Genomic DNA, 25,944 nt, shown 5'->3' on the forward strand with positions numbered 1-25,944 from the left:
GGGGCCTCATTGCTGGGGCACGCCGGCATCGTTCTTCCGGGCATCAACCTCTCTCTGGTAGGTGTCGTTGGCGCGCTTGATAAGGAACTGGCGGATATCCTCGATCTGCTCGGGCGACATTGACGTATCGAAACGATCCATGCCGTAGGCCGTCAGGGCGCCGCGTCCGACCACGTTGTAGAACGCATCCTGATGGCGGATCGCGCCGGACCAGCGCAGGTCGGGCAGCACGCCCCCGGCTTCGGCATTGTCGCCGTGGCAGGCCGCGCAGAAGGTCTGGAACTGGAAATACCCGTTATCGGTCCGCTTGCCGTCATAATCGGCGGGCGGCTTGACGGGCAGGAAGCCCTTGTCATTCTGCGGCGGGAGCTTGGCCTTGCCGTCCAGCGAGAAGGCGATCACCCGCGAATGGTTGACCGTCCATCCGCTGGTCCGGGCCAGTCCCCCGAGGAAGAAGGGATAGATGCCGCCCCAGCCGACCTCGACCGCGACATATTGCTTGCCGTTGGCCAGATAGGTGACGGGCGGGGCGATGATGCCGCTCTGTGCTGCGAAGTGGAACAGGTCGGCGCCGTTCGTGGCGTCGTAGGCGTGGAATTCGCCATTCGCCAGGCCCTGGAACAGCAGGTCGCCCGCCGTCGCCACGATGCCGCCGTTCCACGGACCCTTGTGATCGACGCGGAACGCTTCCTGCTGCTTCACCGGATCCCAGGCGACGATCCAGCCCTTCAGGTCCTTGATGAAGGCCTGCTTGGCCTCCGGCGAATCGGGGATGCCGACCTTGTTCATGTCCAGGCCCAGGTTCCAGCTGTCGGGGTGGGCCTTGAAGCCGCCGACCTGGTTCTTGTACAGGAACGGGACCTGCTGCGCGGGGATGTACACTAGGCCGGTCCGCGGGCTGTAGGCCATGGCCGCGAAATTATGGCCGCCCAGATCGCCGGGGATGCCGTACCATTCCTTGCCGTTCAGGGTGTACAGCGCGTCCGGGTTGTAGATCGGGCGACCGGTCTTGGGATCGAGGCCGCTGGCCCAGTTCACGTAGACATAGTTCTTGCCCGACAGGAATTCGCCGGTCTTCGCGTCGATGATGTAGAAGAATCCGTTCTTCGGCGCATGGACGATGACGTGCCGGGTCTGCCCGTTGATCGGCAGGTCAAGCGTCATGATCTGCTGGACCGAGGTATAGTCCCACTGATCCATCGGCGTTTCCTGGAAGTGCCAGACATACTCGCCGGTCTCGGGCCTGATGGCCACGATGCTGCCCAGGAAGAGATTGTCGCCCTTTCCGTCGGAGCGGTATTTGTAGTTCCAGGGCGATCCGTTGCCCACCCCCAGATAGACCAGGTCGGTGACGGGGTCATAAACGATCGAATCCCACACCGTTCCGCCGCCGCCCTGGGTCGTCCAGGCGCCGGTCGGGCTCCAGGTCGGGTAGGCCTTGCTCATCAGCACGCTGTCGGACGCCGCGTTATCGGGCTTGTTTTCCGGATTCGGCACGGTGAAGAAGCGCCAGTCGAGCTTCCCGGTCTCGGCATCGAAGGCGGAGACGAAGCCGCGCGCCCCGAATTCGGCGCCGCCATTTCCGATGATGACCCGGCCCTTGGCGATGCGCGGGGCGCCGTCCACGGTATAGGACCGCTGGTGGCCCAGGGTGGCGTCCGCGGGAATGGTGTTCACGCTCCAGACCAGCTTGCCGGTCTTGGCGTCCAGCGCGATCAGGCGGCCGTCGAACGTTCCGAAATAGACCTTGCCGTTCCAGTAGGCGGCCCCGCGATTGACCGTATCGCAGCACCCCTTGTCGGCGATGTTGCCGGGAACCCGCGGATCGTAGGCCCACAGCAGCTTGCCGGTCGCCGCGTCCAGGGCCTTCATCTTGCTCCAGTTGGTGGTCGCGTACATCACGCCGTCGACCACCAGGGGCGTGCCTTCCTGCCCCCGGTTGGTGTCCAGGTCGTAATACCAGGCCAGCTTCAGATTGCCGACATTGGACCGGTTGATCTGGTCCAGCGGGCTGTAACGCTGCTCGGAATAAGTGCGGCCATAGGTCAGCCAGTTTCCGGGGTGGTCATCGGCGTGGATGATGGCCTCGCCCGTCGCGCCGAAACCGGCGTCGGCGGCAAGGGTAGATACCGTGTGGCCGCAAACCAGCGCCGCGCATATCGTCCCGGCGCCAAGCGCTCCTCGCAGAGAGCGTCTTTTCCCGAAAACGGCTCGCATCATGTCCGAAGTCCTCGTGACAGAAAGAAAAACCGGATAGTTCCCGGTTCTGGACGGTCCCGAAATTGGGCGTATCCGACCCGTCAGACCATAATGTGACTATTTCGACAGTCTCCTGACGTTTTAGTGTTCGGGCGTCACGCGAATGCGAAGATTGCGAACGACGCATGACTGGGAATCCGCCGAAGATCGGGCCTCAGGACGCGAACGGATATTCGGCCAACGGCTCATAGACGGGATGCCCGGCGCCGCGCAGCGATCGGAAAAGCGTCACATGGGTCGCTTCCACGGCCGGGAGCGGCGTTGCGGCATAGTGGGCCAGCCACGCCGACATCCTCCCGTCCGGGCGCCGCGGGCAGGAGCCGATCGTGACATGCGGCAGAAAGCGCCGGCGTTCGACCTGCAGCCCCGCCGCACGGCGCAGGGCCGTGTCGATCTTCTTCTGAAGATGCAGCAACGGGTCGGTGCGGGCGATGCCGACCCAAAGCGTATCCTGCCCCCCGTCCTGTTCGAACAGACCGGGCGGTTCAGGGATCAGAAGGCAGGCGGGGGCACGGATGGCCGACAGCGCATGGTGGATGTCCTCCTGCCCGGGGCGTCCGCGCACCTCGCCGATGAAGCGCAGGGTCAGGTGGTATGATTCGGGATCGACCCACCTGACGTCGGGAAGGCTTCCGCGCAGGGCCGCGATGGCCTCGCGCAGCGGGGATGCGATCTCGAGGGCGACGAAAAGTCTCATCGGCCGGCTCCGCCTTCTGATACGGCAGGAGAAAAGCTCCACTCGCCTGCCTGGCGCATATATAATATATCTATCGAGGCGGGCGGTCAGGTCGTAATGCGTGACGGAAGCTGCCGAGATTTACGGATTGTAATTCGGATGGCGGCCCTTTTTTCCTTGAATTGATCGTTTCGGGTCCCACATCACAAGAGCAATAGGTCCGGACTGTCCGGACAAGGAAGGATAACATGGCTTTCAGCCCGGATTTTCGAACGATGTCCCGACCCGCCGGCGCCGGTGCAGGCGCCGGGGCGATCGACCTGGGACTGCGTGCCTATATGCTGCGCGTCTATAACTGGATGGCGTCCGGCCTGCTGCTGACCGGAATCGTGGCGTTCCTGATCGCCAACACCAGTCTGCGCGCCGCGTTCTTCAGCGAGGTGGTGACCGAAATGGGCGTCGCCGTGCGTCCGACCGGCCTGGGCCTGCTGGCGATGATCGCGCCCCTGGGGTTCGTGCTGGTGATGTCGCTGGGCGTCAACCGCCTGTCGCGCCAGACGGTCCAGACCCTGTTCTGGCTGTTCTGCGCCGTGATGGGGGCAAGCCTGTCCAGCATTCTCATGACGTTCACCGGTGTGTCGGTGGTCCGCGTCTTCTTCGTGACGGCGGGGACGTTCGCTGCGATGTCGATCTGGGGCTATGTCACCAAGACCGACCTGACCCGGTTCGGGTCCTTCCTGCTCATGGGCCTGTTCGGCCTGGTGATCGCAGGCGTCGTCAACATGTTCCTGCACAGTGCGGGCCTGGCGTTCCTCTACAGCATCGTCGGGGTCTTCATCTTCGTCGGGCTGACCGCGTTCGACACCCAGCGCATCAAGATGAGCTACCAGCAGTTCGCCTATTACGAAGGGCCGGAAGGTGCTGCCAAGCGCGGCGTGTATGACGCGCTGGCGCTTTATCTGAACTTCATCAACCTGTTCCAGTTCCTGCTGCAGTTCATGGGCATGCGTAGCAACCAGGACAACTGAGCCCCCGCGACATTCACCGCGACTCAGCGAAAAGCCCCGCCAGACCGGCGGGGCTTTTTTTTGGTCGGCGCGGCAACCTGAACAAACACAAAACAAATCTGAAAATCAGGGTCGGAAAATCGGCAAAAATAAGACTTATTCTTCGCGGGAAAGAGTTTGATGACGCGTATGTGATCGGCGATCACTGTGCATAATTTATTGAATTAAAACGGTTTATAAAATCTCCCTGCCTATCTTCGAAATAAACTGAAACATTGCGTGAAGTCTTGCCTGCGGGGTCGTTCCGGTCGGATAAGGCAGATAGAGAACTGTACGAAAGGGTAACTGCGCAGAGAGACGCTTCAGACCACAAGGCGGCACTGCACCCGTTCGCGTCCAAACTGAGGGACGAGGCCGCTGTCGGGTCGGAAATCCTTGATCGAGATCATGGCCGAAAGGCAGAAGGATACTCATGACGGGACCGAACCGACGGAGACCTCATATTCCAATATGATGGGTGGACGAAGGCTGGATGTCACTTGATGTGAGGCACTGCGGGATGGCGGGGCCGGGACTCCGGTCCCGTAACGTACATGAAGCGTGACCGTGATTGTTTTGAGCCCGTGGACGAAGCGAGCATGTGAGCAAGGGTGATGTCGAAACCAACGAGGCGTGAGATGAAGAAAAAAATCTTGCCAAGATTATCGAATTTATTGTGTTTATCCTCAGCGTTCCTCTTGGCGGGATGTGACTGGGATACCCTCAACCCCAAGGGCGTGATCGGCATTCAGGAAAAGAGCCTGATCCTGACCGCGACCTATGCGATGCTGCTGGTCGTCGTGCCGGTCATCGTCCTGACGCTGCTGTTCGCATGGCAGTACCGGCAGTCGAACACGAACGCCGAATACCTGCCGAAATGGTCGCATTCGAACAAGATCGAGGTCGTGATCTGGGTCGTTCCCAGCCTCATCATCCTGTTTCTGGCGGTCCTGACCTACCAGACCTGCATTTCGCTGGATCCGTATCGCCCGCTCGACGAAGAGGCGAACGTGAAGCCCATCCACGTCGATGTCGTGGCCCTCGACTGGAAATGGCTGTTTGTCTACCCCGACGAGGGGATCGCCACCGTCAACCAGATCGCCTTCCCGGTGAATACGCCGGTCGAATTCCGGATCACCTCTGATTCGGTCATGAACTCGTTCTTCATCCCGCAGCTGGGCTCGATGGTCTATGCCATGGCGGGCATGCAGACGCAGATCCACCTGAGCGCGAACGAAGTCGGAAACTACGCCGGCGAGTCCGCGAACTTCAGCGGCCGCGGCTTCTCCGACATGCGTTTCCGGGCGCTGGCGATGAGCAACGACGATTACGCCGCCTGGGTTCAGAAGGTGAAGGCCTCGTCCGAACAGCTCGACAGCTCCAACTATCCGAAGCTGGCCGCGCCGAGCGAGGCGAACCCGGTCGAATATTTCTCGCATGCCGAACCGGGCCTCTTTGACGGGATCGTTGCCAAGTACAACAACGGCATGGTCATGGATAAGAGCACCGGCAAGATGTTGCATGTGCAGTCCGCGATGTCCGACATGAACATGAAGGAATAGGACAGATGTTAGGAAAATTAAGCTGGTCGGACATCCCGTTTGATGTGCCGATTCTTGTTGGAACATTCGCTGGCGCCGCGATCGCGGGCCTGGCGGTGTTCGGCCTCATCACCTATTACGGCAAGTGGGGCTACCTCTGGAAAGAGTGGCTGACCTCGGTCGACCACAAGCGTCTGGGCGTGATGTATATCGTCCTGGCGCTGGTGGCCCTGTTCCGTGGCTTCGCGGACGCCATCATGATGCGCTCGCAGCTCGCGCTGGCCTATGCCGGCAACCCGGGCTACCTGCCGCCGCATCACTACGACCAGATCTTCTCCGCCCATGGCACCATCATGATCTTCTTCATGGCGATGGCGTTCATGACGGGGCTTTGGAACGTGATCGTCCCGCTGCAGATCGGTGCGCGCGACGTGGCCTTTCCGTTCCTGAACTCGCTCAGCTTCTGGATGACCACGGTCAGTTTCGTGCTCATCAACATCTCGCTGTTCATCGGTGAGTTCTCGCAGTGCGGCTGGCTGGCCTATCCCCCGCTGTCGGAATCGCAGTTCAGCCCTGGTGTCGGTGTCGACTACTATATCTGGGCCGTCCAGCTGTCGGGCGTGGGCACCCTGCTGACCGCCGTGAACTTCTTCACCACCATCGTGAAGATGCGCGCGCCGGGCATGACCTTCATGAAGATGCCGGTCTTCACCTGGACCGTCCTGTGCTCCGCCGTGCTGGTGATGGTGGCGTTCCCCATCCTGACGGTGGCGCTGGGCCTGCTGGGTCTCGACCGCTATCTGGGCATGCACTTCTTCACCAATGATGGCGGCGGCAACCAGATGCTCTATCTGAGCCTGATCTGGGCCTGGGGCCATCCGGAAGTCTACATCCTGGTCCTGCCTGCCTTCGGTGCGTTCTCCGAAGTCACGCAGACGTTCTCGCGCAAGCCGCTGTTCGGCTACAACACCATGGTCTACGCGACCTGCTCGATCATGGTGCTGTCGCTGATCGTGTGGGCTCACCACTTCTTCACCATGGGCGCCGGCCCGAACGTCAATGCGTTCTTCGGCATCATGACGATGGTCATCGCGATCCCGACGGGCGTGAAGATCTTCAACTGGCTGTTCACCATGTACAAGGGCCGCGTCGAGTACCACGCGATCATGTACTGGGTGGTCGGCTTCATGATTACCTTCTCGATCGGTGGAATGACCGGCGTGATGCTCGCCATCCCGGCCGCCGATTTCGTCCTGCACAACAGCCTGTTCGTCATCGCCCACTTCCACAACGTCATCATCGGCGGTGTGTATTTCGGCTATGTCGCCGCCATGAACTTCTGGTTCCCGAAGGCTTTCGGCTTCAAGCTGAACGAAGCCTGGGGCAAGCGGGCGTTCTGGTTCTGGTTCGTTGGCTTCTACTTCGCGTTCATGCCGCTCTATGTCCTGGGCTTCATGGGCATGACCCGTCGCATGAACCACTACGACAACCCGGACTGGTATCCGTGGATGCTGGTTGCCGCCTTCGGCGCCACGCTGATCGCATGTGGTGTGGTCTGCCAGCTGACGCAGCTGTATGTGTCCATTCGTGACCGCAACCTGGCGGAAAACCGCGACCTGACGGGCGATCCGTGGAATGCGCGCACGCTGGAATGGTCGACCTCGTCCCCGCCGCCGTTCTACAACTTCGCCGTCGTCCCGACGGTGCATGACCTCGATGCCTTCGCCCACGACAAGGAAGCCGGCATTGATACGCGTGCGGCCGGTTCGGACTACCAGGCGATCCACATGCCGAAGAACACGTCGGCTGGCTTCTTCATCGGTATGTTCAGCCTGGTCCTCGGCTTTGCCGCGATCTGGTATATCTGGTGGCTGGCGGCTCTCGGCCTGATCGGCGTCATCGCGACGGTGATCGCGCGGAGCAGCGACAACGATATCGACTACTATGTGCCGGTGTCGGAAGTTGCCCGTATCGAGAACGAGCATACTCGTAACCTCATGGCAGCACAGGCGGCGGAATAATGGCGCACGATATGACAGCTGATGCGGCCCACGCCCACGACGAACACCATGAATCCCCCGTGGTGTTCGGGTTCTGGCTGTATCTGATGACGGACTGCCTCATCTTCGGAACGCTGTTCGCAGTGTTCGCGGTGATGCGGAACCAGTTTGCCGGTGGTCCCACCGGCAAGGAGATCTTCGACCTTTCGGGCGTCGGAGTTGAAACCGCGATCCTGCTGCTCAGCTCGATCACCTATGGTTTCGGCATGATCTCGGCCCACCAGAACAAGGTGGGCACGATGCGGACGTGGCTGGCCGTCACGTTCCTCCTCGGCCTGGGCTTCCTGTTCATGGAAATCCGTGAGTTCTCTCACATGGTCGCCGAGGGCAACGGCCCGGATCGCAGCGCCTTCCTGTCGGCGTTCTTCACGCTGGTGGGCACGCACGGCCTGCACGTTACGTGCGGCCTTCTGTGGATGGCGGTCGTGATGGTCCAGTCCATGGGCAAGACGGTCCTGTCCGAGAGGATGATAAACAAGCTCACCTGCCTGAGCCTGTTCTGGCACTTCCTGGACATCGTCTGGATCTGTGTCTTCACCTTTGTCTATCTGATGAGTGTGATCTGATGGCTGATGCACATACAGCCCATTCGGGCGAGAGCCACGGAAGCGTAGGGTCTTACCTTACCGGGTTCGTGATTGCCGTTCTGCTGACGGTGGCGGCATTCGGGCTGGTCATGGCCCACAGCTTCTCTCCGGCCGGCACCGCGATCGCGATCGCGGTCCTGGCTGCCGTGCAGGTCGTCGTTCATCTGGTGTTCTTCCTGCACATGAACGGATCGTCCGAGCAGCGCTGGAACAACATGGCCTTCATCTTCACGGTCTTGGCCGTCGCGATCCTGATTGCCGGCACGGTGTTCATCATGCATGACACCGCGATCAACATGATGTCGCGTTGATCCTCATGGGGCCTGTGGTTGCGACCACAGGCCCATTTGTCCGGGGCATTGCGGCGCCTCGGATACGGGATACGAAAAAAGGCCGGTGAGGATCATCCTCACCGGCCTTTTTCATGTTTCTATCCCAGGCCCCAAACGGGGGCTGATCGGCGGGTAGATGACCCGCCGGTCGGAATGCGGTGTCGCCTCAGTCCTTATGCGGCTCGGCCGACAGCAGATCCTTCTTGTTGGGCTTGTCCTTCCATTCCTCGGCGTCGGCCGGGGGCGTGCCCTTGCGAATGATGTTGGGCCATTTGGCGGCATAACTGGCGTTGATCTCGGCCCAGGCCGCGGCACGGTCGTCGCTGTCGGGAACGATGGCTTCCGCCGGACATTCGGGCTCGCACACGCCGCAATCAATGCACTCGTCGGGATTGATGACGAGGAAATTGTCGCCGGCGTAGAAGCAGTCGACCGGGCACACCTCGACACAGTCCATGAATTTGCAGCGGATGCAGTTTTCGGTGACCACGTAGGTCATCGTTCGTCTCCGATCATCTGGAGGCTGGCATGAGGTTGCCAGCCTTGGGGGCCTGCGAGGGGCCGGCCATGCTGGTCCTCGCCTACAATGCGCGCAGATATGAAAGTCTTTTGACGTCGTGGCAAGTCAAAGACCGCGCACCACCGACGCGGTCTTTCTATCCGGCCGCAAATGATGGCGATGACGCCTGTTCCGGGAAGATGTCGTATAGCAGCCGGGCGGCGGTGGCCGGGCCGCGCCGGGACGCCAGGGCCACAATCCGCAGGACCATGACGCCCTGTCCGCCGGGGGCGGGCAAGGTCAGAATATCCCCCGGCCGCACCAGGGCATGGGCCTTCTCGGTGCGCTGGCGATTGATCCTTACCGCTCCGGCCTGGGCGATGCGGGCGCAATCGGGGCGGCTGCGGGCGAAACGCGCGCACCACAACCATAGATCCAGCCTCTGCGCCTCCTGGGGGGCGGCGTCCCCGTGTGCTTCGCGCCTCACGACGACTGACGCTTCTTCAGGGTCGCAAGGACGGCGAACGGGCCATCGGGGATGGGGGGGGCGCGTCGTCCGCTGGTCGCCCTGGGCCGGGCGACGATCGCCACCGGTATCACCTCGTCGGCCATCTCGGGTGCCCTCGCCGGGGCGGCAGACGCACGATTCTGGTGACGCTGGCGCCGCCGGGCCTCGGGGGTCGCGGCCAGCATCGGGGGGGCCGCCGGTCCATATTCGCACGCCTTCAGCGGACGGGCGGCACGGACGGGGACGTCAAGCGCCTTCAGGATGGCGGCCACGGCTTCGGGCCGGACGCCCAGGCGCGACGGCAGGCCGTCGGGCAGGGGAACCGGGCCGTTGCGTGCGCGCCAACGCAGTTCCGCCGACAATTTTTCCGCGATGTCCAGGCGCAGCCGTACCGGGCCGGCCACGATCCAGCCCATGCGGGTCAGCATCGGGTCCCGATGGGTGTCTACCGGCACGGACACCGCGCCGACGGGCGGCAGGTCGGGAAGGGGTCGCCCCGCCCGTGCGGCCATCAGCACGGCGCGCAGTCGCATGGCGGCGGGGCGCAGCAGGCCGGGCATCAGGATCGCATGACGCCCCACCCGGATGCCCAGCGGCTTCAGCCGCCCACGCAGCACGGGGGCCACGGGGTCGCCGCCGATCGCCACCCCGCCCTGTTCCATCAGGCGATGCACGATGCCGCGCAGTGCCGGATCGTGCTCGACCGCGGCACGGGCGGCAAACAGTGGGGCCATGATGTCCTGGACCTGCCGATCCAGCCACGCGGCCAGGCGGGCGCGGATCCTTTCGCGCTGCGCGCCGTCGAGGAAGGCATTGTCCAGCACGTCGATCCGCGGGCGCAGCAGGTCGTCGCTGCCGCGCAACCGGGCGATCGGCGCGGCGTCCCACAGCAGGCATCGCCCGTCGGGCGAGATATCGAATGCGTCGTCCCCGGCCGTGGTCAGGCTGTGCACGCGACGGGGGATTTCCGCGCGCAGCGCCCGCCGCGCGGCGCGCAGCAGCAGGCGCCGATCGGGATGGTCGTATTCCGGGTCGGGCGCCAGATCCAGCCCGGCCACCCGGCCGACCGGATGGCCCTCGACCACGACCTCGCCCTGGGTGGTGACGGCGGACAGCAGGTCGTCGCCGCCCGAGGATTCGTCCAGCCGCCGTATCAGCGAGGCAGCGCGACGGTCGACGAAACGGGCCGTCAGCCGTTCGTGCAGCGCATCCGACAACTGGTCCTCGACATCCCGGGCGCGGGCCTGCCAGTGCTCGGCATTGCGGACCCAGTCCCGGCGTGCCGCGATATAGGAACAGACGCGGATCCCCGACAGGCGGTGCATCAGCGAATCGATATCGCCGTCGGGGCGGGCGAACGCCGCGATCTGGGATTCCATCCAGGCCGCGGGAACATGGCCGTCGCGGATGACATGGGTGAAGATGCGCGCGCACAGGCGGGTATGGGTTTCATCCCCCAGCTTCCTGAAATCGGGGATCTGGCAGGCTTCCCATAACAGCCGGGTGGCGCCGGAGGAGCGCGTCAGGCTCCGGATATCGGGGATTGCGGACAGGCTGGACAATGTCAGCAAGTCCGACGCCTCGTTGCCGGCGGTCAGCCCGTACGTCGGCGGGGGGCGGTTCAGGCTGGCCAGAAGGGCCTCGGGACTGGTGAAATCAAGCGCGCTGCTGCGCCAGAACAGGCGCTCGATCGGGTCGAACCGATGGGTTTCCACCGCCTCGGTCACCTCGTCGGGCAAGGCGGGGCAGGTGCCGGTCGTGCCGAATGTGCCGTCGCGCATGCCGCGCCCGGCGCGCCCGGCGATCTGGGCGATTTCGGCCGATGTCAGGGGCCGCGCCCGCGATCCATCGAATTTCGACAGGCCGGCGAAGGCGACATGGTTGACGTCCATGTTCAGGCCCATGCCGATGGCGTCGGTGGCGACCAGATAATCGACCTCGCGGTCCTGATAGAGGGCGACCTGCGCGTTGCGCGTGCGGGGCGACAACTGTCCCATGACCACGGCGCATCCGCCCCGGCGCCTGCGGATCAGTTCGGCGATGGCATAGACCTCGGTCGCCGAAAACGCGACGATCGCCGAGCGGGGGGGCAGGCGCGTCAGCTTGCTTGCCCCGATGTGGGCCAACTGGGAGAGCCTGGGGCGGCTTTCGATTTCCACCCCCGGGACCAGGCGGCGCAGCAGCGGGCGGATGGTCTCGGCGCCCAGGAACATCGTCTCGACCAGGCCGCGCGCGTGCAGTAGGCGGTCGGTGAACACATGTCCGCGATCGGGGTCGGCGCAAAGCTGGATTTCATCCACCGCGACGAATTCCGCCAGCCGGTCCAGGGGCATGGCCTCGACGGTACAGGAAAACCAGCGCGCGCCGGGCGGGATGATCTTTTCCTCGCCGGTAATCAGGGCGACGGCGCCGGCGCCCTTGGCGGCCACCATCCGTTCGTAATTCTCGCGGGCCAGCAGGCGCAGGGGGAAACCGATGACGCCGCTGGAATGGGCCAGCAGCCGCTCGATCGCCAGGTGGGTCTTGCCGGTATTGGTGGGGCCGAGAACCGCCCTGACGCGCGAGGCGACAGCAGGGTCGGAGGCGCGGCGCGCGGCGCGAAGGGGGCCTGCCCCCGTGGGTACACCCGTCATGTCCGTATGCTCAGATGACGCCGGGCGGAATGCAAGCAAAACCCGTGCGATTCCGTGGAATTGCCATCCCGGATGGTTGCGCCCGCGCCCGCATGGACGCAGGCTGCGCCCAAACGATGTCCAACAGGGTCGCGGAGGTTTGTCATGTCCGTTGAAGGGTTCCCGTGCCTGCTGCCGGCCGGCCGGAGCAGGCGCGCACGGATGCGGACGGTGCATGTGATTCGCCAGGGCGACGGCGATGACCTGACACCCCGAATCGGCGAATCCGGGGCGGCCTTCCTGCGCGATTCCGGGTTTGGGGGACGGGCAGGGGAACTGGCCCTGGTGCCCGGCAGCAATGGCGTGGCGGCCGCGGTGCTGGGGGCCGGCGATCGCACCGATCCGTTCCTGTTCGGCGGCCTGGCCAAGGCCTTGCCGCCCGGCCCCTGGACGATCGCGCTGCCCGACGGGCTGGCGCCGGCCACCGCCGTGCTCGGCTTCTGCCTGGGCGCCTATCGGATGCCTGCCTTCGGTCGCAAGATGGAGGACGCGGCCGATATCGCCCGCCTGGTCGTGCCCGCCGGGGGGGCTGCCGGCGCGGAGGTGGCGTGGGCCATCCGGCTGGGGCGGGATCTCATCAACACCCCGCCGAACCTGATGGGGCCGACCGAACTGGCGCGGGCCGCGCGTCGGGTCCTCGAGCCGCTGGGCGCCGAGGTCCGGATCGTGAAGGGGCGGGACCTGGCGCAGGCCTATCCGACCATCGCCCATGTCGGGGCCGGGTCGGCCCGTGCCCCCAGGGTCGTGATGGCGCGCTGGCGCGGCACGCAGGCGGGCGACGATGCGCCGCTGCTGTCCCTGGTGGGGAAGGGGGTGTGCTTCGACACCGGCGGCTACGATATCAAGCCCGCGTCGTCGATGTTGCGTATGAAAAAGGACATGGGCGGGGCCGCGCTGATGCTGGCGCTGGCCCAGCTGATCGTGACCCGCGACCTGCCGCTGCGGCTGGAATTGCGGCTGGGCTGTGTGGAGAATAGCGTTTCGGGCGCGGCCATGCGCCCGTCGGATGTTGTAACGACACGATCCGGCCTGACGGTGGAAATCGGCAATACCGATGCCGAGGGGCGGCTGGTCCTGTGCGACCTGTTGGCCGAGGCCTGCGAGATGTCGCCCGACCTTCTGGTGGATGCCGCTACCCTGACGGGCGCCGCCCGGGTGGCGCTGGGCCCGGACCTGCCGGCGCTGTTCAGTACCGACGACGGGGTGGCCGACATGATTCTGCAGGCCGGCCGCGCGTGTGACGACCCCCTGTGGCGGCTGCCCCTGTGGGATGGATATGGCGACTGGCTGCGGAGTCCGGTGGCGGATTTGAACAATGTGTCCGCCAAACCCATGGCCGGGGCCATCACGGCGGCACTTTTTTTGCGGAATTTCGTCAAAACAGGCGTGCGCTGGGCACATATCGACACATATGCCTGGAATGATAATTACCGTTCCGGCCGGCCGGAAGGGGGGGAAACACCCGCATTGAGGGCCTTATATGCCTCATTGTTGCGAATCCTTAATGTCGCGGACAGGCAGCAACAGTGAAGTAACGATATGGAGAACGAACTAAACCGTCTCCGGCGACTTATATGTGCCGCAATCTGAAACTATATAGCCGTCAGGACAGGACGACGGCGTGCCCACGGGGCGTTCCGATCTGCGACAAACCGGGCCTGTTGGTGGCCCGACAGGAAAAGGTTTTTTACAATGGCACAGACTTCGACGACCTCCGACCAGCTGATTAACACGCTCCGCGATACCGTGGTGTCCATGGTGCGCCGCGACGGGCCCGATCTGTCCGCCCGTCAGCTGGGTGTCTTCCTGACCTGCTACCTGCACGAAGGCGCCCACACGGTGCGGGGGCTGGCCTCGACCCTGAACGTGTCCAAGCCCGCGATCACGCGCGCCCTGGACCGTCTGGGCGAACTGGACCTCGCGCGCCGCAAGGTCGACCCGATGGACCGCCGCTCGGTCCTGGTTCAGCGTACGCTGAAGGGGGCAGCCTATCTGCGGGAACTGCGGTCCATCATGAACGAGGCGGCCGGCGTGCCGGCCACGGGCCGCGCCACCAAGGCCGCCCGTGGCGAGGAACGCGCGCCGCGTCGCGCCGCCGGCTGATTGCGCCGGTATCGGCCATCCGTTCCCCACGCGGGACGGATGGCCGCCGGTCCGGTCGCCTGATCGGGCCGCCTGACGAACGGGCGTGGCGTTCGCGCGTCGTCCAGGTCTGATTATCCAGGCATCCCCAAGACATCCAAGGTATATGAACATGCGACTGGCATCACGCTTGGCCGCCATGGCTATTCTTGCGACTCCGCCTCTGGCCGCGCCCGCGCTGGCGGCCGATACGCTGGGCACCCCTTCGGGGCATATCCGGCTGGTCGCCAAATCCGCCGATGTCGGCGTCGGCTGGACGTGGGGGACCGGCACCCTGACCTATGGGCATCATAGCTACCGGTTCTCGATCAAGGGCGGGTCGATCGCGGCGGTCGGCTATTCCACGATCGAAGGAACGGGTACGGTCTACAATCTGAAGCACCTGCATGATTTCAACGGCACCTACGTTGCCGGAAGTGGCGAGGCGACGCTGGGCAGCGGGGTCGGCGGGTCGTTGCTGCATAACGGGAACGGCGTCACGATCAGCATCGACACGGTCACCAAGGGCGCGCGGCTGGCCGGCGCGGCGCAGGGACTGGAACTGACGCTGGTCAAGTAACATTCGGTGCGGACTGGCTCATGCCCTTCCGGGGGCGCCGCGCCGCATCCGGATAAGGACCTGCCACGTCCACAGGATCTGCGGCGGCAGGACCAGCAGCAGGGCCGGGGCGGGGCCGCACCAGCCCCGCGCCACCGCGACGGTGAGGGTCCCGCCCCATATGACGAACCCCCAATGGATCACGGTCACCAGGGCGGGGGCCATGCCCCCCCGGGTCGCCAGTTGATAGAGATGGTCGCGGTGGCTCTCGGTCAGGCGCGCCCCGGCCCGCCAGCGGCGAAACAGGGTCAGGGTGACGTCATAGAGCAGGCCCGACATCAGAAGCGGAACGCCGCTCCAGCCCCCGAACGCCGGTGCGGTGTCGGCAAGCATCAAGCCGAAGGCGCCGATCAGCACGCCGCAGCCCTGGCTTCCGACATCGCCCATGAAAATGCGCGCGGACGGAAAATTGAAGGGAATGAAGCCCGCGATCGCCGCCGCCAGCAACAGGGCCGGCAGGGCGACGGCGGCGGACGGCGCCACGCAGGCGATGACCAGGCAGGCAAGCATGATCGCCCCGGACGCCAGGCCGTTCAGCCCATCCATGAAATTGACCGCGTTGGTCACATAGACCAGCCACATCACCGACAGGATGATATCCCCCGCCGGGCCGGCCACCCCGGACAGGCGGGTTCCCGTCCCGACCAGGATCGCGGCGGCGGCGAACTGGGCGGCCAGCTTGATGGCGGGGCGCCACTGATACACATCGTCCAGCCACGAAACGGCGGCCAGGACGATCGTCGCCACGATCATGCCGAACGTGGCGACCGACAGGACGGGCAGGCCGTCGAGGTGCCGTGCAATCGGAACCGCCATGACAACGGCGGCGATGATGCCGAGACCTCCGCCCTTCGGGGTCGGCCGGGTATGGGAACTGCGATGGCCGGGATGATCCAGCACGTTCAGCCGGGTCGCGCCCAGGACCATCAGGGCGGCGGATGCCCAGGTGGCGACCAGGAGAATCGCGAAGGGCATGAGGGGGAGGCAGGATGGATCGTTCATGCGTCGCGGGAGTTTGTCATGATGGCTGCTTCTAGCATGGATGGGATTGGGCTATACGGACGCGATAATGGCCTCGCAATGCCCTGACACCCGGCAGTCCGCTGACAGGCTGCGACCGGTCAACCGAATCGTCGTCAACATTCTGCTGGATGGTGTGCTCGCCGCGCTGTCGGCGCCGCTTGCGCGATGGCTGGCCGATCCGCATGGCGGTCTGCTGCACCCGTTGTGGTTTCTGGCCGGCGGGGCGATCACGCTGGTCATCAGCGGCCTGCCGTTCCGGGTTCCATTGCAATATTGGCGGTTTTCCGGCGTGGGAGACCTGCTGGGGATCGCTGGGGCGTCGATCGCCAGCGCCGTCCTGTTTGCGCTGGGTCTTCATCTGACCGGCTTTCCGATTCCCAGCCCCACATTTCCGGTCATCCATGCCCTGGTCCTGCTGGTGCTGATGGGGGGGGTGCGAATCGTCTATCGGCTGGCCCATCGCCGCCCATCCCGGTACGAGGCGTCGAGTCAGGTGATCCTGATCGGCGCGGACGTGTCCGCCGACCTGTTCATCCGCGCCATGGAGCGCGACCCGGCCCCCCGATTCCGCGTCACCGGTATCCTGACCCAGGGCCGCCAGCAGGCGGGACGGCGCATCCACGGCATTCCGATTCTGGGCCATGTCCAGGCGATCGACGAGATCCTTGAGCGGGTGATCGCCGATGGCGGCGCGCCCGAGCGGCTGGTCGTGACCGACACCGATTTTCGCGGCCAGAATCTGGCGGAGGTCATGCGGGTCGCCGAACGCCATGCGATCATGGTCCAGCGCACCCCGGTGCTGACCGACCTGACCCCCGCCGACCGGCTGGAACTGCGCCCGCTGGCGATCGAGGACCTGCTCAACCGGCCACAGGTCGAGCTCGATCACATGGGCATGGCGGCGCTCCTGGGGGGCCGTACCGTCATGGTGACGGGCGCCGGGGGGTCGATCGGTTCGGAACTCGCCCGGCAGATCGCCCAATACGCACCAGCCCGTCTGATGCTGCTGGATCATGGTGAATTCGCGTTGTGGCAGGTCGATCTGGACCTGTCGGAACGTGCGCCGAAGATCCGGCGGGAGGTGATCCTGGCCGATGTCCGCGATCGCGACCGGATCGAGCAGGTCTGCGCCCTGTACCGTCCCGAGCTGATCTTCCACGCGGCGGCGCTGAAACATGTGCCGATGGTCGAGGCCAACCCGTGCGAGGGCGTGCTGACCAATGTCGTGGGCACGCGGATCGTCGCCGACGCGGCCGCGCGGAACGGCACCCGGGCGATGGTGATGATTTCCACCGACAAGGCGGTGAACCCGTCCAGCCTGATGGGGGCGTCCAAACGGGCGGCCGAAATGTACTGCCAGGCCCTGGATGTCGAGGCTCGCACCGGGGGGCGCGCCGATGCGATGCGCTGCGTCACGGTACGATTCGGCAATGTGCTGGGATCGACCGGATCGGTGGTGCCGCTGTTTCGCCGGCAACTGGAGCACGGTGGGCCGCTGACGGTCACCCATCCCGACATGCAACGCTATTTCATGACGGTGCCCGAGGCGGTCGGCCTGGTTCTGCAGGCCAGCGTGCGCGGCACCATCCGCCCGCGCGAGGGCAGCGGGACCGATACGCTGCTGCGTGAGGGCGGGATCTTCGTGCTGGACATGGGCAAGCCGGTCAAGATCGTCGATCTGGCCCGCCAGATGATCCGCCTGGCGGGCCTGCGCCCCGACGAGGACGTGCCGATCCGCTTCACCGGCCTGCGGCCGGGGGAAAAACTGTTCGAGGAACTTTTCCATGGGCGCGAGGCCCCGGTGCCCACCGACCATCCGGGCCTGAAGATGGCGACCCCGCGCATGGTGGACCGCCGTGATGTCGGCGCGGTGATCGACAGGCTGGAAGCCGCCTGCCACGGTGGCGACACCGCGCGGATCCTTGCGCTGATCGAAGGCCTCGTTCCCGAATTCGCCCATAACCCGTCAGGGGACGCGCGCGATAACCTTGCCGGGCGCACCGACGCCGAAAGGACCATGACGACATGACCGCCCCTGATCCGTCCGCCTGCCCGCCCGCGATTGCCTTTCTCGACCTTCCGGCCCAGCAGGCCCGTCTGGGCGAGGCGATCCGCCGGCGGATCGACACCGTGCTGAATCATTGCCGTTTCGTGATGGGGCCCGAGGTCGAGGAACTGGAGCGCGCGCTGGCGGCCTATGCCGGGGCGGGGCATTGCGTCGGCGTGTCCTCGGGCACCGACGCCATCCAGATCGTGCTGATGGCCGAGGGAATCGGGCCGGGCGATGCCGTGTTCCTGCCTGCGTTCACCTACACCGCGACGGCCGAGGTGCCGTTGCTGCTGAACGCGACGCCCGTCTTTGTCGATGTCGATCCCCGGACCTTCCAGATCGACCCGGCCAGCCTGGAGCGTCGGATTGCCGAGGTCCGCGCGCGTGGGGAACTGTGCCCGCGGGCGATCATCGGCGTCGACCTGTTCGGCCAGCCGGCGCCGTGGCCGGCGCTACGTGCGATCGCCGCGCGCGAGGACCTGTTCCTGATGGACGATTGCGCCCAATCGTTCGGCGGCGCCCTGGCGGGACGCAAGCTGGGGCGGGAGGCGACCGCGACGACCCTGTCCTTCTTCCCGTCCAAGCCGCTGGGCGGCTATGGCGATGGGGGCGCGATCCTGACGGACGATGCCGAACGGGCCGATCTCTACCGGTCGCTACGCACGCATGGCGAGGGCAAGACCCGCTACGAGGTCCTGCGTACCGGCATGAACGGGCGGCTGGACACCTTGCAGGCCGCCGTCCTGCTGGCGAAGCTGGACGGGTTCGAGGACGAGCTGGACCGTCGCGAGGCCATCGCCTCGGCCTACGATTCGGGGCTGGAAGGCGTGGTGCTGACGCCCGCGCGGGTGCCGGATTCGCGCAGCGCCTGGGCCATCTATGCCATCCTGACGGAGGGCGAGGCCGCGCGTACGGCCCTCCAGGCCCGCCTGCGCGCGCAGGGCGTGCCGTCCGCGATCTATTATCCGCGCCCCCTGCATCTGCAGCCCGCATATCAGGCCCATCATGACGGGACGTCTTTGCCGGTTGCCGAAGATCTGTCAGCCCGTATTCTCGCGCTGCCCATCCACCCCGAACTGACGGACGCAGAGGTCGCCAGGGTCATCGCGGCTGTTCGCGGATAAGACGAGAGAAGAGACGAGACATGAAACGGGAAACGGCATTTCTGCTGGGATTCCTGGCGATCACAGTCGGTACGTCGGCGGTGTTGTGGTCGTTCGCGGTTCCGAATTTCCGGCCGCTCAATTTTCCCCGGATGACGGCGGGCACCATCAGCGTCGGGCCGATGCGGACACAGCGCGCCCTGTCGGCCGACGAGATCCGGACGGTCAACGACTGGCTGGACCATCATCATGGCGGCTGGGGACCGCTGGGCCAGACGCCGCCCTCCAGCGGCGATGCGACGATGGTCCTGACGACGGATCGTCCGGCCGGAAGCGCAGGAAAGGCGGAGCCGTACACCATCACCCTGTGGACCGGCATCAGCGCCGCGGACTGGAACGACACCGTCTTCCTGGAAGACAGGCCGGGCAGCGTGATCCGGATCCAGAAATTCCCGGACCACGATTTCGCCATCCTGCGCCGGATGGTGGATCAGCAGTCCTATGAACGCTCGGCCTTCCCATGATCGTCGTTCCGCCGGAGACCGGGGCGCTGATCTTCGATTGCGACGGCACGCTGGTCGACACGCTGCCGCTGTACCTGCGCGCCTGGCTGGGCGCCTTCGATACGGTGGTGGGCCATTCCGTACCGCCTGACTGGTTCCGGGGCCGGGGCGGCCTGTCCGAACAGATGGTGCTGGACGTGCTGGAGGCCGAGATCGGCCGTCCGGTGGACCGGCCGGCCGTGGTGCGTGCGGCGCGGGCCGGCGTGCTGGCGGACATGCACAGGCTGACCGAAATCGCGGTCGTCGCCGATGTCGCGCGGCGGTTCCGGACCGTGCTGCCGATGGCGGTCGCGTCCAGCGGATCGCGCGAAGTCGTGACCGCGTCGCTGACCTGCACCGGCCTGCTGCCGCTGTTCGACAGCGTGGTGACGATCGACGATGTGGCGCGTCCGAAACCCGCGCCCGACCTGTTTCTGGAGGCCGCGCGACGGCTGGGCGTTTCCCCCGCCGCCTGCCTGGTGCTGGAAGACAGCACGGAAGGGCTGGCCGCCGCCGCGCATGCCGGCATGCGCGGCCTGGACGTCCGGGTGTTCATCGCCCCATCCAGGGGCTGAATTCCGGGCGAGGGGCTTACACCCGTTCGTCATCCTCCAGCTTCGGCGTGGCCTCGTCCATGACGGCCAGCAGCGCGGCGGTGAGGGGCGAGGCCAGGATCAGCCCGGGCATGCCCAGGATGGTGCCGAAGACGGTCTGTGACAGGATGGTCAGGCCGGGCGGCATCTGCACGGCATGCCGCTGGATCATCGGCGCCATCACATTGCCTTCGAAGAACTGGATGGCCCCGTACAGGGCCGCGACCATCACTCCTTCGCGCGTTCCCAGGGACAGGCCCAGCAGGATGGCGGGAACCGCGCCGATGAACGCCCCGATATAGGGGATGAAATTGGCCAGCCCCGCGACGATGCCCAGGGCCAGCGCCAGGGGCACGCCGATGAACCACAGCCCGACCGACGACAGGATGCCCACCACCAGCATGTCCAGCGCCTGGCCGGCCGTCCAGGCCCACAGGGTCCGCCCGGCCGTCAGCATCAGCGTGCGCGCCTGCGGGCGGTGGGCCGGCGGGATCAGGCGCAACGCGCCGTTGACGTACAGCGTCGGCGCCAGCGCGAAATACAGGCCCGCGATCAGGATCACCGCCAGCGTGCCCGCCGCGCCGAACGCCGACGACAGGAAGCCCGTCATCGACCCGGCGATGCGCGTGCCCATGCCGCTGTCGCCGCCTTCGGCCTGGTTGCCGCCGAGCGATTGCGGCAGATGGTCCAGCACCGTTCTGCCCAGCGAACTGGCGTTCAACTGGTCGCGCAGGGAGTGGGCCTGGGTCGTCAGGGCGATGCGTAGCCGGGTCGCCTGTTCCGAGATGGCCGGGCCGCTGCTCCACAACAGGCCGACGATCGCGGCCAGCAGGACGACCACCACCAGGCTCAGGGCCAGCCAGTACGGCAGGCGCAGGCGTCGTTCGGCGATGGCGGCCAGATTATGCAGGATCACCGCCATCAAGGTCGCGGCGAATATGACCATCAGCACGTCGCCGATCAGCCAGATCGAGACCACGAGGACGGTCAGAAGGATGGTGATCTGCAACAGCTGGTAAATTCTGCCGAGTTGGACAGCACGCGCATCCTCCTGCGCCTCGGGCGGCTGCGGGGACGTGGCGGGCTGGTGATCCGTCGCGGGGGAAAGGGGCATGGGGCATCCGGATTGGTGTCGGGACCCGATGGTAGGCACATCCGCCGGCGCGCGTCGATTCCATGGGGCCACAGCAATTCTCCGGAAAATCCGATGACAGATGTCGGACAGATCGACGTGACCGCCGCCAGCCGGCAACGGCATACTGGATCGAATTCGTAAACAAAAAGGAATGCGGGATGAATGCCGAGACCGGAAGGAACGCGCCTACCGACACCTCCGTGGGGCATGTCGAGGCGCCGCATGGCGTCGGCGCGGCGGAATTCGCGCTGGCGCTGGGCACGTTCGCCATCGGCACCGGCGAGTTCGCGATCATGGGCATGCTGCCGGAAATGGCGTCGTCCCTCGATGTCTCCGTCCCGGTGGCCGGCCACATCATCAGCGCCTACGCCCTGGGCGTCGTCGTCGGCGCGCCGCTGATCGCGGTGGCCGGCGCACGCCTGCCGCGTCGCACGCTGCTGATGGTCCTGATGGCGGTCTTCGTCGTCGGCAATGTGCTGGCGATACTGTCGCCCGGCTATCGCACGCTGGAGGGCATGCGCTTCCTGACCGGCCTGCCGCACGGGGCCTTCTTCGGCGTGGCGGCCCTGGTCGCGGCCTCGCTGGTCGACCGCGCGCATCGGGGCCGCGCGGTCGGGCGCGTCATGGCCGGGCTGACCGTATCCAGCGTCCTTGGCGCGCCGTTCGCGACCTGGGGCGGCGAATTCCTGGGCTGGCGCCTGACCTACGCGCTGATCGGGGTGCTGGGCGTCGCCAGCCTGCTGCTGATCGTACGCAACATCCCTGCCGATCCGCCGCATCCGGGTGCGTCGCCCCTGCGCGAACTGGGGGCGCTCCGCCGGTCGCAGGTCTGGTTCACGCTGGCGACCGGGGCCGTCGGATTCGGCGGCATGTTCTGCGTCTATACCTATCTGTCGGACGTGCTCATCAACGTGTCCGGCTATCCGGCCTATACGGTGCCCCTGGTCCAAGCCCTGTGGGGCGTCGGCATGGTCGCGGGCAACCTGATCGGCGCACGGCTGGTTGACGTCAATCTGAACATGACGGTGATCCTGGCGTTCGTCTGGAGCATGGTGACGCTCTGCCTGTTCTACCTGACCGCATCCAGCCCCTGGGTCGTCACCCCGGTCATCCTGCTGCTGGGCGGAATCATCGCCCTGGTGCCGGCCTTGCAGACCCGGCTGATGGATGTCGCGGCCGACGCCCAGACCCTGGCGGCCTCGCTGAACCATTCCGCCTTCAACGTGGCCAACGCGCTGGGCGCGTGGCTGGGGGGCGTGGTGATCGCCGCCGGGCAGGGGGAACAGGCGGTCGGCTGGGCCGGGGCGATGCTGTCGGCCGGCGGACTGGTCATCTTCCTGGCGGCGCTGGCCGCCCAGACCCTCCGGCGGCGCGCGGCCGCGGCCGGGGCCTGATCCGCGACCTGCCTATTCGGCCGCGCTCTCCTCGATCGCGGCTTCGGCTTCCAGCCATTCTTCCTCGGCCTGGGCTTCCTCGCGCCCGATGGCGGCCAGGCGGGTATTGATCGACGTGACCTCGTCCGCGCGGCCGGCCGCATAGAGCGCGGGGTCGGCAAGCCGGGCCTCCAGCCGCGCCCGTTCGCCGGCCAGGCCGGCCATCCGGGCCTCGGCATCGCGGGCCTTGCGACGCAGGGGGGCGATGGCCTTGCGGGCCTCGGCGCGTTCGCGCCGGTCCTCGCGTTTGGGCGCGGGCGCGGCGACGGCGGGGCGGGTGGCCGCCCGGGCGCGTTCGGTCAGCCAGACGCGATACTCCGCCATGTCGCCGTCGAACGGACGGACGGCGCCGTCGCCGACCAGCCAGAGCCGGTCGGCCGCCAGTTCGACCAGGTGCGGATCGTGGCTGATGAGCAGGACGGCCCCCTCGAATTCGGCCAGGGCGCGGATCAGGGCTTCGCGCGCGTCCAGGTCCAGATGGTTGGTCGGCTCGTCCAGGATCAGCAGATGCGGCGCGTCGCGCGTGGCCAGCGCCAGCAGCAGCCGGGCCTTCTCGCCGCCCGACAGGTCGCGGGTCACGGTGTCGGCGCGATCGGCATCCAGCCCGAAGCGGGCCAGTTGCGCGCGCACGGCGGTTGGCGGCGCCTTGGGCATCGCGCGGGCCATGTGATCGACCGGGGTTTCGTCGGGCAGCAATTCCTCGGCCTGATGCTGCGCGAAATAGCCGACGCGCAGGCGCGGGCTGTGCGACACCGTGCCGCGCATCGGCGCCAGCCGACCGGCGATCAGCTTGGCGAAGGTGGATTTGCCGTTGCCGTTCGCGCCCAGCAGGGCGATCCGGTCTTCCATGTCCAGCCGCAGCGACAGGTCCGACAGGATCGGGCGGCCGTCATATCCCACCGACACCCGGTCCAGCACCAGCATCGGCGGCGGCAGGGGGGCCGGCTCGGGAAAGGCGAACCGGGTCGGCGCGTCCTCGATCACGGTGTCGAGGACCGGCAGCTTTTCCAGCGCCTTCAGCCGGGCCTGGGCCTGCCGCGCCTTCGTGGCCTTGGCCCGGAAGCGATCGACGAAGGATTGCATATGCGCGCGCTGGGCCGCGATGCGTTCCGCCGCGCGGGCCTGCTGCAGGGCCTGTTCCGTCCGGATGCGGACGAATTCGCTGTATCCGCCGGGCGTAAGCGACAGCTTGCGCTGGTCCAGATGGGCGATGGCGTCCACCGCGCGGTCCAGCAGGCCCCGGTCGTGACTGACGATCAGCGCGGCGCCGGTAAACCGGGCCAGCCAGTTTTCCAGCCAGATCGTGGCTTCCAGGTCCAGATGGTTCGTCGGCTCGTCCAGCAGCAGCAGGTCGGGGTTGAGGAACAGCGCCGTCGCCAGCGCCACGCGCATGCGCCACCCGCCGGAAAAATCCGACACCGCGCGCGCCTGCGCGTCGCTGTCGAACCCCAGGCCGGACAGGATGGTCGCGGCCCGCGAGGGCGCGCTGTCGGCGCCGATGGCGCGCAGGCGTTCATGGATGTCGGCCAGCCGGGCCAGATCGCGCGCGTGGTCGGCTTCGGCCAGCAGGGCGGTCCGTTCCGCATCGCCCGCCAGCACCGTATCCAGCAGGTTGGCGTCGCCCGAGGGGGCTTCCTGGCGGATGCGCGCCATGCGCGCGCGCGACGACAGGTGGATGGACCCGCCGTCCGGGGCGATGTCGCCGGCGATGGCGGCCAGCAGCGTGGATTTTCCAGCACCGTTGCGGCCGACCAGGCCGATCTTGCGGCCGGGATCGACGGTCAGGCTGGCGGTGTCCAGCAGCGTGCGTCCCGCGATACGCAGGGTCAGGTCGGAAATGACGAGCAGGCTCACGGACCGGTGGCTCCAGGAATATGCGGCGATGGACGAGGATTCATGACGCTGTACCTACCAGTCTCGCGGAATATGCTCTAGATGGCGCGCGCAAGGGGCGCCGGTCCGGACGGGCAGGGGGTCCTGGCGACGTATTTCGAGAAGCAAGAAGGAGCCACCCCATGGCGACCGAACGTACCCTGTCGATCATCAAGCCGGACGCGACCCGGCGCAACCTGACGGGCAAGATCAATGCGGTGTTCGAGGATTCGGGCCTGCGGATCGTCGCACAGAAGCGCGTGCAGTTGACCGAGGCCGTGGCCGGCGCGTTCTATGCCGTGCACAAGGACCGTCCGTTCTTCGGCGACCTGGTGTCCTTCATGGTTTCCGGCCCGGTCGTGCTGCAGGTTCTGGAAGGCGAGAACGCCGTGCTGAAGCACCGCGACGTCATGGGCGCCACCGACCCGAAGAAGGCCGCGCCGGGCACCGTCCGCGCCCAGTTCGCCGAGAGCATCGAGGCGAATTCGGTCCATGGTTCGGACAGCCTGGAAAACGCGACGAACGAAATCGCGTTCTTCTTCGCGCAGACCGAAATCCTGCCCTGATCCGTCCCCTGGTCCCCGGACCATCGGCATGAAAAAGGCCGGCCCCACCAGGGCCGGCCTTTTTCATGTGCGGCCCCTACAGGAACAGCAGGCGATCCGTCGCCGGAGCGGCCTCGCCATGCGGCTCCAGGATTTTCCGCAGCGCCGCCGGGTACAGATGATGCTCCTGTTGCAGCACGCGGGCGGCCAGGCGGTCGGGGGTGTCGTCGGCGTGCACCGGGACGGCGGCCTGGCCGATGATCGGTCCGTCATCCATCACCTCGGTGACCAGATGCACGGTGCAGCCATGCAGCTTCACCCCCGCGGCCAGCGCGCGTTCGTGCGTGTGCAGGCCGGGGAAGGCGGGCAGCAGGCTGGGATGGATGTTCAGCATCCGTCCGGCCCATGCCCCGGTCAGGAACGGGGTCAGCAGGCGCATGTAGCCCGCCAGGCAGACCAGTTCGACGCCGGCCGCGCGCAGGGTCGCGTCGATGGCGCGCTCATGGGCCTCGCGGTCGCCACGGAAGGGACGGTGATCGACCGATTCGGTCGGCAGCCCGGCGGCCCGCGCCACCGCCAGGCCGGGGGCATCGGGCCGGTTGCTCAGCACCAGCGCGATGCGGGCCGGGAAATCCGGCGCGGCACAGGCGTCGATCAGCGCGCGCATGTTGCTGCCGCGCCCGCTAATCAGGATCGCGACGGGGCGTTTCGTGGCGCGCATGTCGTGC

Annotated in this window: 23 protein-coding genes; 14 read left to right on the top strand and 9 right to left on the bottom strand. The window is 66.2% G+C overall.

The annotated features are described in order from the left end of the window. Window positions 1–6: 6 nt before the first annotated feature. Window positions 7–2,220, bottom strand: a complete 2,214-nt coding sequence (locus HLH21_RS01330; RefSeq protein ID WP_182940412.1) for a PQQ-dependent dehydrogenase, methanol/ethanol family — start codon at window positions 2,218–2,220, stop codon at window positions 7–9. Between the two features lie 193 nt (window positions 2,221–2,413). Next, window positions 2,414–2,956, bottom strand: a complete 543-nt coding sequence (thpR, locus tag HLH21_RS01335) for an RNA 2',3'-cyclic phosphodiesterase (RefSeq protein WP_182940413.1) — start codon at window positions 2,954–2,956, stop codon at window positions 2,414–2,416. 227 nt (window positions 2,957–3,183) lie between these two features. On the opposite strand from thpR, the gene HLH21_RS01340 reads away from it, so the two are divergent. From HLH21_RS01340 to cyoD, 5 genes are all read left to right on the top strand, one after another. Then, window positions 3,184–3,963: a Bax inhibitor-1/YccA family protein gene (locus HLH21_RS01340; RefSeq protein ID WP_182940414.1), complete on the top strand. Its 780-nt coding sequence runs from the start codon at window positions 3,184–3,186 to the stop codon at window positions 3,961–3,963. A gap of 656 nt (window positions 3,964–4,619) precedes the next feature. After that, entirely contained in the window at window positions 4,620–5,543 is a 924-nt protein-coding gene (gene cyoA, locus HLH21_RS01345) for a ubiquinol oxidase subunit II (protein WP_182940477.1), read from the top strand. A 5-nt stretch (window positions 5,544–5,548) separates the two neighbouring features. Continuing rightward, window positions 5,549–7,543 carry a cytochrome o ubiquinol oxidase subunit I gene (gene cyoB / locus HLH21_RS01350; RefSeq protein WP_182940415.1) on the top strand — a complete coding sequence of 665 codons (1,995 nt, stop codon included), beginning with the start codon at window positions 5,549–5,551 and terminating at the stop codon, window positions 7,541–7,543. Next, window positions 7,543–8,148 (top strand): cytochrome o ubiquinol oxidase subunit III, encoded by a 606-nt coding sequence (gene cyoC, locus HLH21_RS01355; protein ID WP_182940416.1) that lies wholly within the window; start codon window positions 7,543–7,545, stop codon window positions 8,146–8,148. Before cyoB ends, cyoC begins: the two co-directional genes overlap by 1 nt. Continuing rightward, on the top strand, window positions 8,148–8,480 hold the full coding sequence (cyoD, locus tag HLH21_RS01360) for a cytochrome o ubiquinol oxidase subunit IV (protein ID WP_182940417.1): 333 nt from the start codon (window positions 8,148–8,150) through the stop codon (window positions 8,478–8,480). Before cyoC ends, cyoD begins: the two co-directional genes overlap by 1 nt. A 187-nt stretch (window positions 8,481–8,667) precedes the next feature. Here the strand turns inward: cyoD and fdxA are convergent, their stop codons facing one another. From fdxA to HLH21_RS01375, 3 genes are all read right to left on the bottom strand, one after another. After that, the gene (gene fdxA / locus HLH21_RS01365) at window positions 8,668–9,000 is read right to left on the bottom strand and encodes a ferredoxin FdxA (protein ID WP_182940418.1); all 333 of its coding nucleotides are present in this window, start codon (window positions 8,998–9,000) and stop codon (window positions 8,668–8,670) included. Between the two features lie 157 nt (window positions 9,001–9,157). Beyond that, entirely contained in the window at window positions 9,158–9,487 is a 330-nt protein-coding gene (locus HLH21_RS01370) for an RNA-binding S4 domain-containing protein (protein ID WP_182940419.1), read from the bottom strand. Further along, window positions 9,484–12,141 carry a helicase-related protein gene (locus HLH21_RS01375; protein WP_182940420.1) on the bottom strand — a complete coding sequence of 886 codons (2,658 nt, stop codon included), beginning with the start codon at window positions 12,139–12,141 and terminating at the stop codon, window positions 9,484–9,486. Before HLH21_RS01375 ends, HLH21_RS01370 begins: the two co-directional genes overlap by 4 nt. Before the next feature lie 144 nt (window positions 12,142–12,285). On the opposite strand from HLH21_RS01375, the gene HLH21_RS01380 reads away from it, so the two are divergent. From HLH21_RS01380 to HLH21_RS01390, 3 genes are all read left to right on the top strand, one after another. Next, window positions 12,286–13,710: a leucyl aminopeptidase family protein gene (locus tag HLH21_RS01380; protein WP_182940421.1), complete on the top strand. Its 1,425-nt coding sequence runs from the start codon at window positions 12,286–12,288 to the stop codon at window positions 13,708–13,710. A 162-nt stretch (window positions 13,711–13,872) separates the two neighbouring features. Then, the gene (locus HLH21_RS01385) at window positions 13,873–14,283 is read left to right on the top strand and encodes a MarR family transcriptional regulator (RefSeq protein WP_182940422.1); all 411 of its coding nucleotides are present in this window, start codon (window positions 13,873–13,875) and stop codon (window positions 14,281–14,283) included. A gap of 151 nt (window positions 14,284–14,434) precedes the next feature. Beyond that, a complete protein-coding gene (locus HLH21_RS01390; RefSeq protein WP_182940423.1) occupies window positions 14,435–14,881 on the top strand; it encodes a hypothetical protein in 447 nt (148 codons plus the stop codon). Window positions 14,882–14,899: 18 nt separating this feature from the next. Here the strand turns inward: HLH21_RS01390 and HLH21_RS01395 are convergent, their stop codons facing one another. Beyond that, window positions 14,900–15,922 (bottom strand): glycosyltransferase family 4 protein, encoded by a 1,023-nt coding sequence (locus HLH21_RS01395; protein ID WP_182940424.1) that lies wholly within the window; start codon window positions 15,920–15,922, stop codon window positions 14,900–14,902. A gap of 67 nt (window positions 15,923–15,989) precedes the next feature. Between HLH21_RS01395 and HLH21_RS01400 the strand changes: the two genes are divergently transcribed. Genes HLH21_RS01400 through HLH21_RS01415 form a run of 4 tightly spaced genes read left to right on the top strand, consistent with a single transcriptional unit; the run spans window position 15,990 to window position 20,213 of the window. Continuing rightward, a complete protein-coding gene (locus HLH21_RS01400; RefSeq protein WP_182940425.1) occupies window positions 15,990–17,972 on the top strand; it encodes a polysaccharide biosynthesis protein in 1,983 nt (660 codons plus the stop codon). Then, the gene (locus HLH21_RS01405; protein ID WP_182940426.1) at window positions 17,969–19,117 is read left to right on the top strand and encodes a DegT/DnrJ/EryC1/StrS family aminotransferase; all 1,149 of its coding nucleotides are present in this window, start codon (window positions 17,969–17,971) and stop codon (window positions 19,115–19,117) included. Before HLH21_RS01400 ends, HLH21_RS01405 begins: the two co-directional genes overlap by 4 nt. Window positions 19,118–19,137: 20 nt before the next feature. Next, window positions 19,138–19,620: a hypothetical protein gene (locus HLH21_RS01410; RefSeq protein WP_182940427.1), complete on the top strand. Its 483-nt coding sequence runs from the start codon at window positions 19,138–19,140 to the stop codon at window positions 19,618–19,620. Further along, window positions 19,617–20,213, top strand: coding sequence for an HAD family hydrolase (locus tag HLH21_RS01415; protein WP_182940428.1), 597 nt, complete (start codon window positions 19,617–19,619; stop codon window positions 20,211–20,213). Before HLH21_RS01410 ends, HLH21_RS01415 begins: the two co-directional genes overlap by 4 nt. Before the next feature lie 16 nt (window positions 20,214–20,229). Here HLH21_RS01415 and HLH21_RS01420 read toward each other — a convergent pair whose 3' ends face one another. After that, window positions 20,230–21,345: an AI-2E family transporter gene (locus tag HLH21_RS01420; RefSeq protein ID WP_182940429.1), complete on the bottom strand. Its 1,116-nt coding sequence runs from the start codon at window positions 21,343–21,345 to the stop codon at window positions 20,230–20,232. A gap of 179 nt (window positions 21,346–21,524) precedes the next feature. Between HLH21_RS01420 and HLH21_RS01425 the strand changes: the two genes are divergently transcribed. After that, complete coding sequence (locus HLH21_RS01425; protein ID WP_182940430.1) at window positions 21,525–22,760, top strand: MFS transporter; 1,236 nt, start codon at window positions 21,525–21,527, stop codon at window positions 22,758–22,760. 12 nt (window positions 22,761–22,772) lie between these two features. Here HLH21_RS01425 and HLH21_RS01430 read toward each other — a convergent pair whose 3' ends face one another. After that, window positions 22,773–24,653 (bottom strand): ABC-F family ATP-binding cassette domain-containing protein, encoded by a 1,881-nt coding sequence (locus HLH21_RS01430; protein WP_182940431.1) that lies wholly within the window; start codon window positions 24,651–24,653, stop codon window positions 22,773–22,775. 161 nt (window positions 24,654–24,814) lie between these two features. Here HLH21_RS01430 and ndk point away from each other — a divergent pair, with 161 nt between their 5' ends. Beyond that, window positions 24,815–25,237, top strand: coding sequence for a nucleoside-diphosphate kinase (ndk, locus tag HLH21_RS01435; RefSeq protein ID WP_182940432.1), 423 nt, complete (start codon window positions 24,815–24,817; stop codon window positions 25,235–25,237). Between the two features lie 76 nt (window positions 25,238–25,313). On the opposite strand, the gene purN is transcribed toward ndk, so the two are convergent. Beyond that, complete coding sequence (gene purN, locus HLH21_RS01440; RefSeq protein WP_182940478.1) at window positions 25,314–25,937, bottom strand: phosphoribosylglycinamide formyltransferase; 624 nt, start codon at window positions 25,935–25,937, stop codon at window positions 25,314–25,316. Window positions 25,938–25,944: the final 7 nt, after the last annotated feature.

This window comes from Gluconacetobacter johannae (genome assembly GCF_014174305.1).
Classification (GTDB): Bacteria; Pseudomonadota; Alphaproteobacteria; order Acetobacterales; family Acetobacteraceae; genus Gluconacetobacter; species Gluconacetobacter johannae.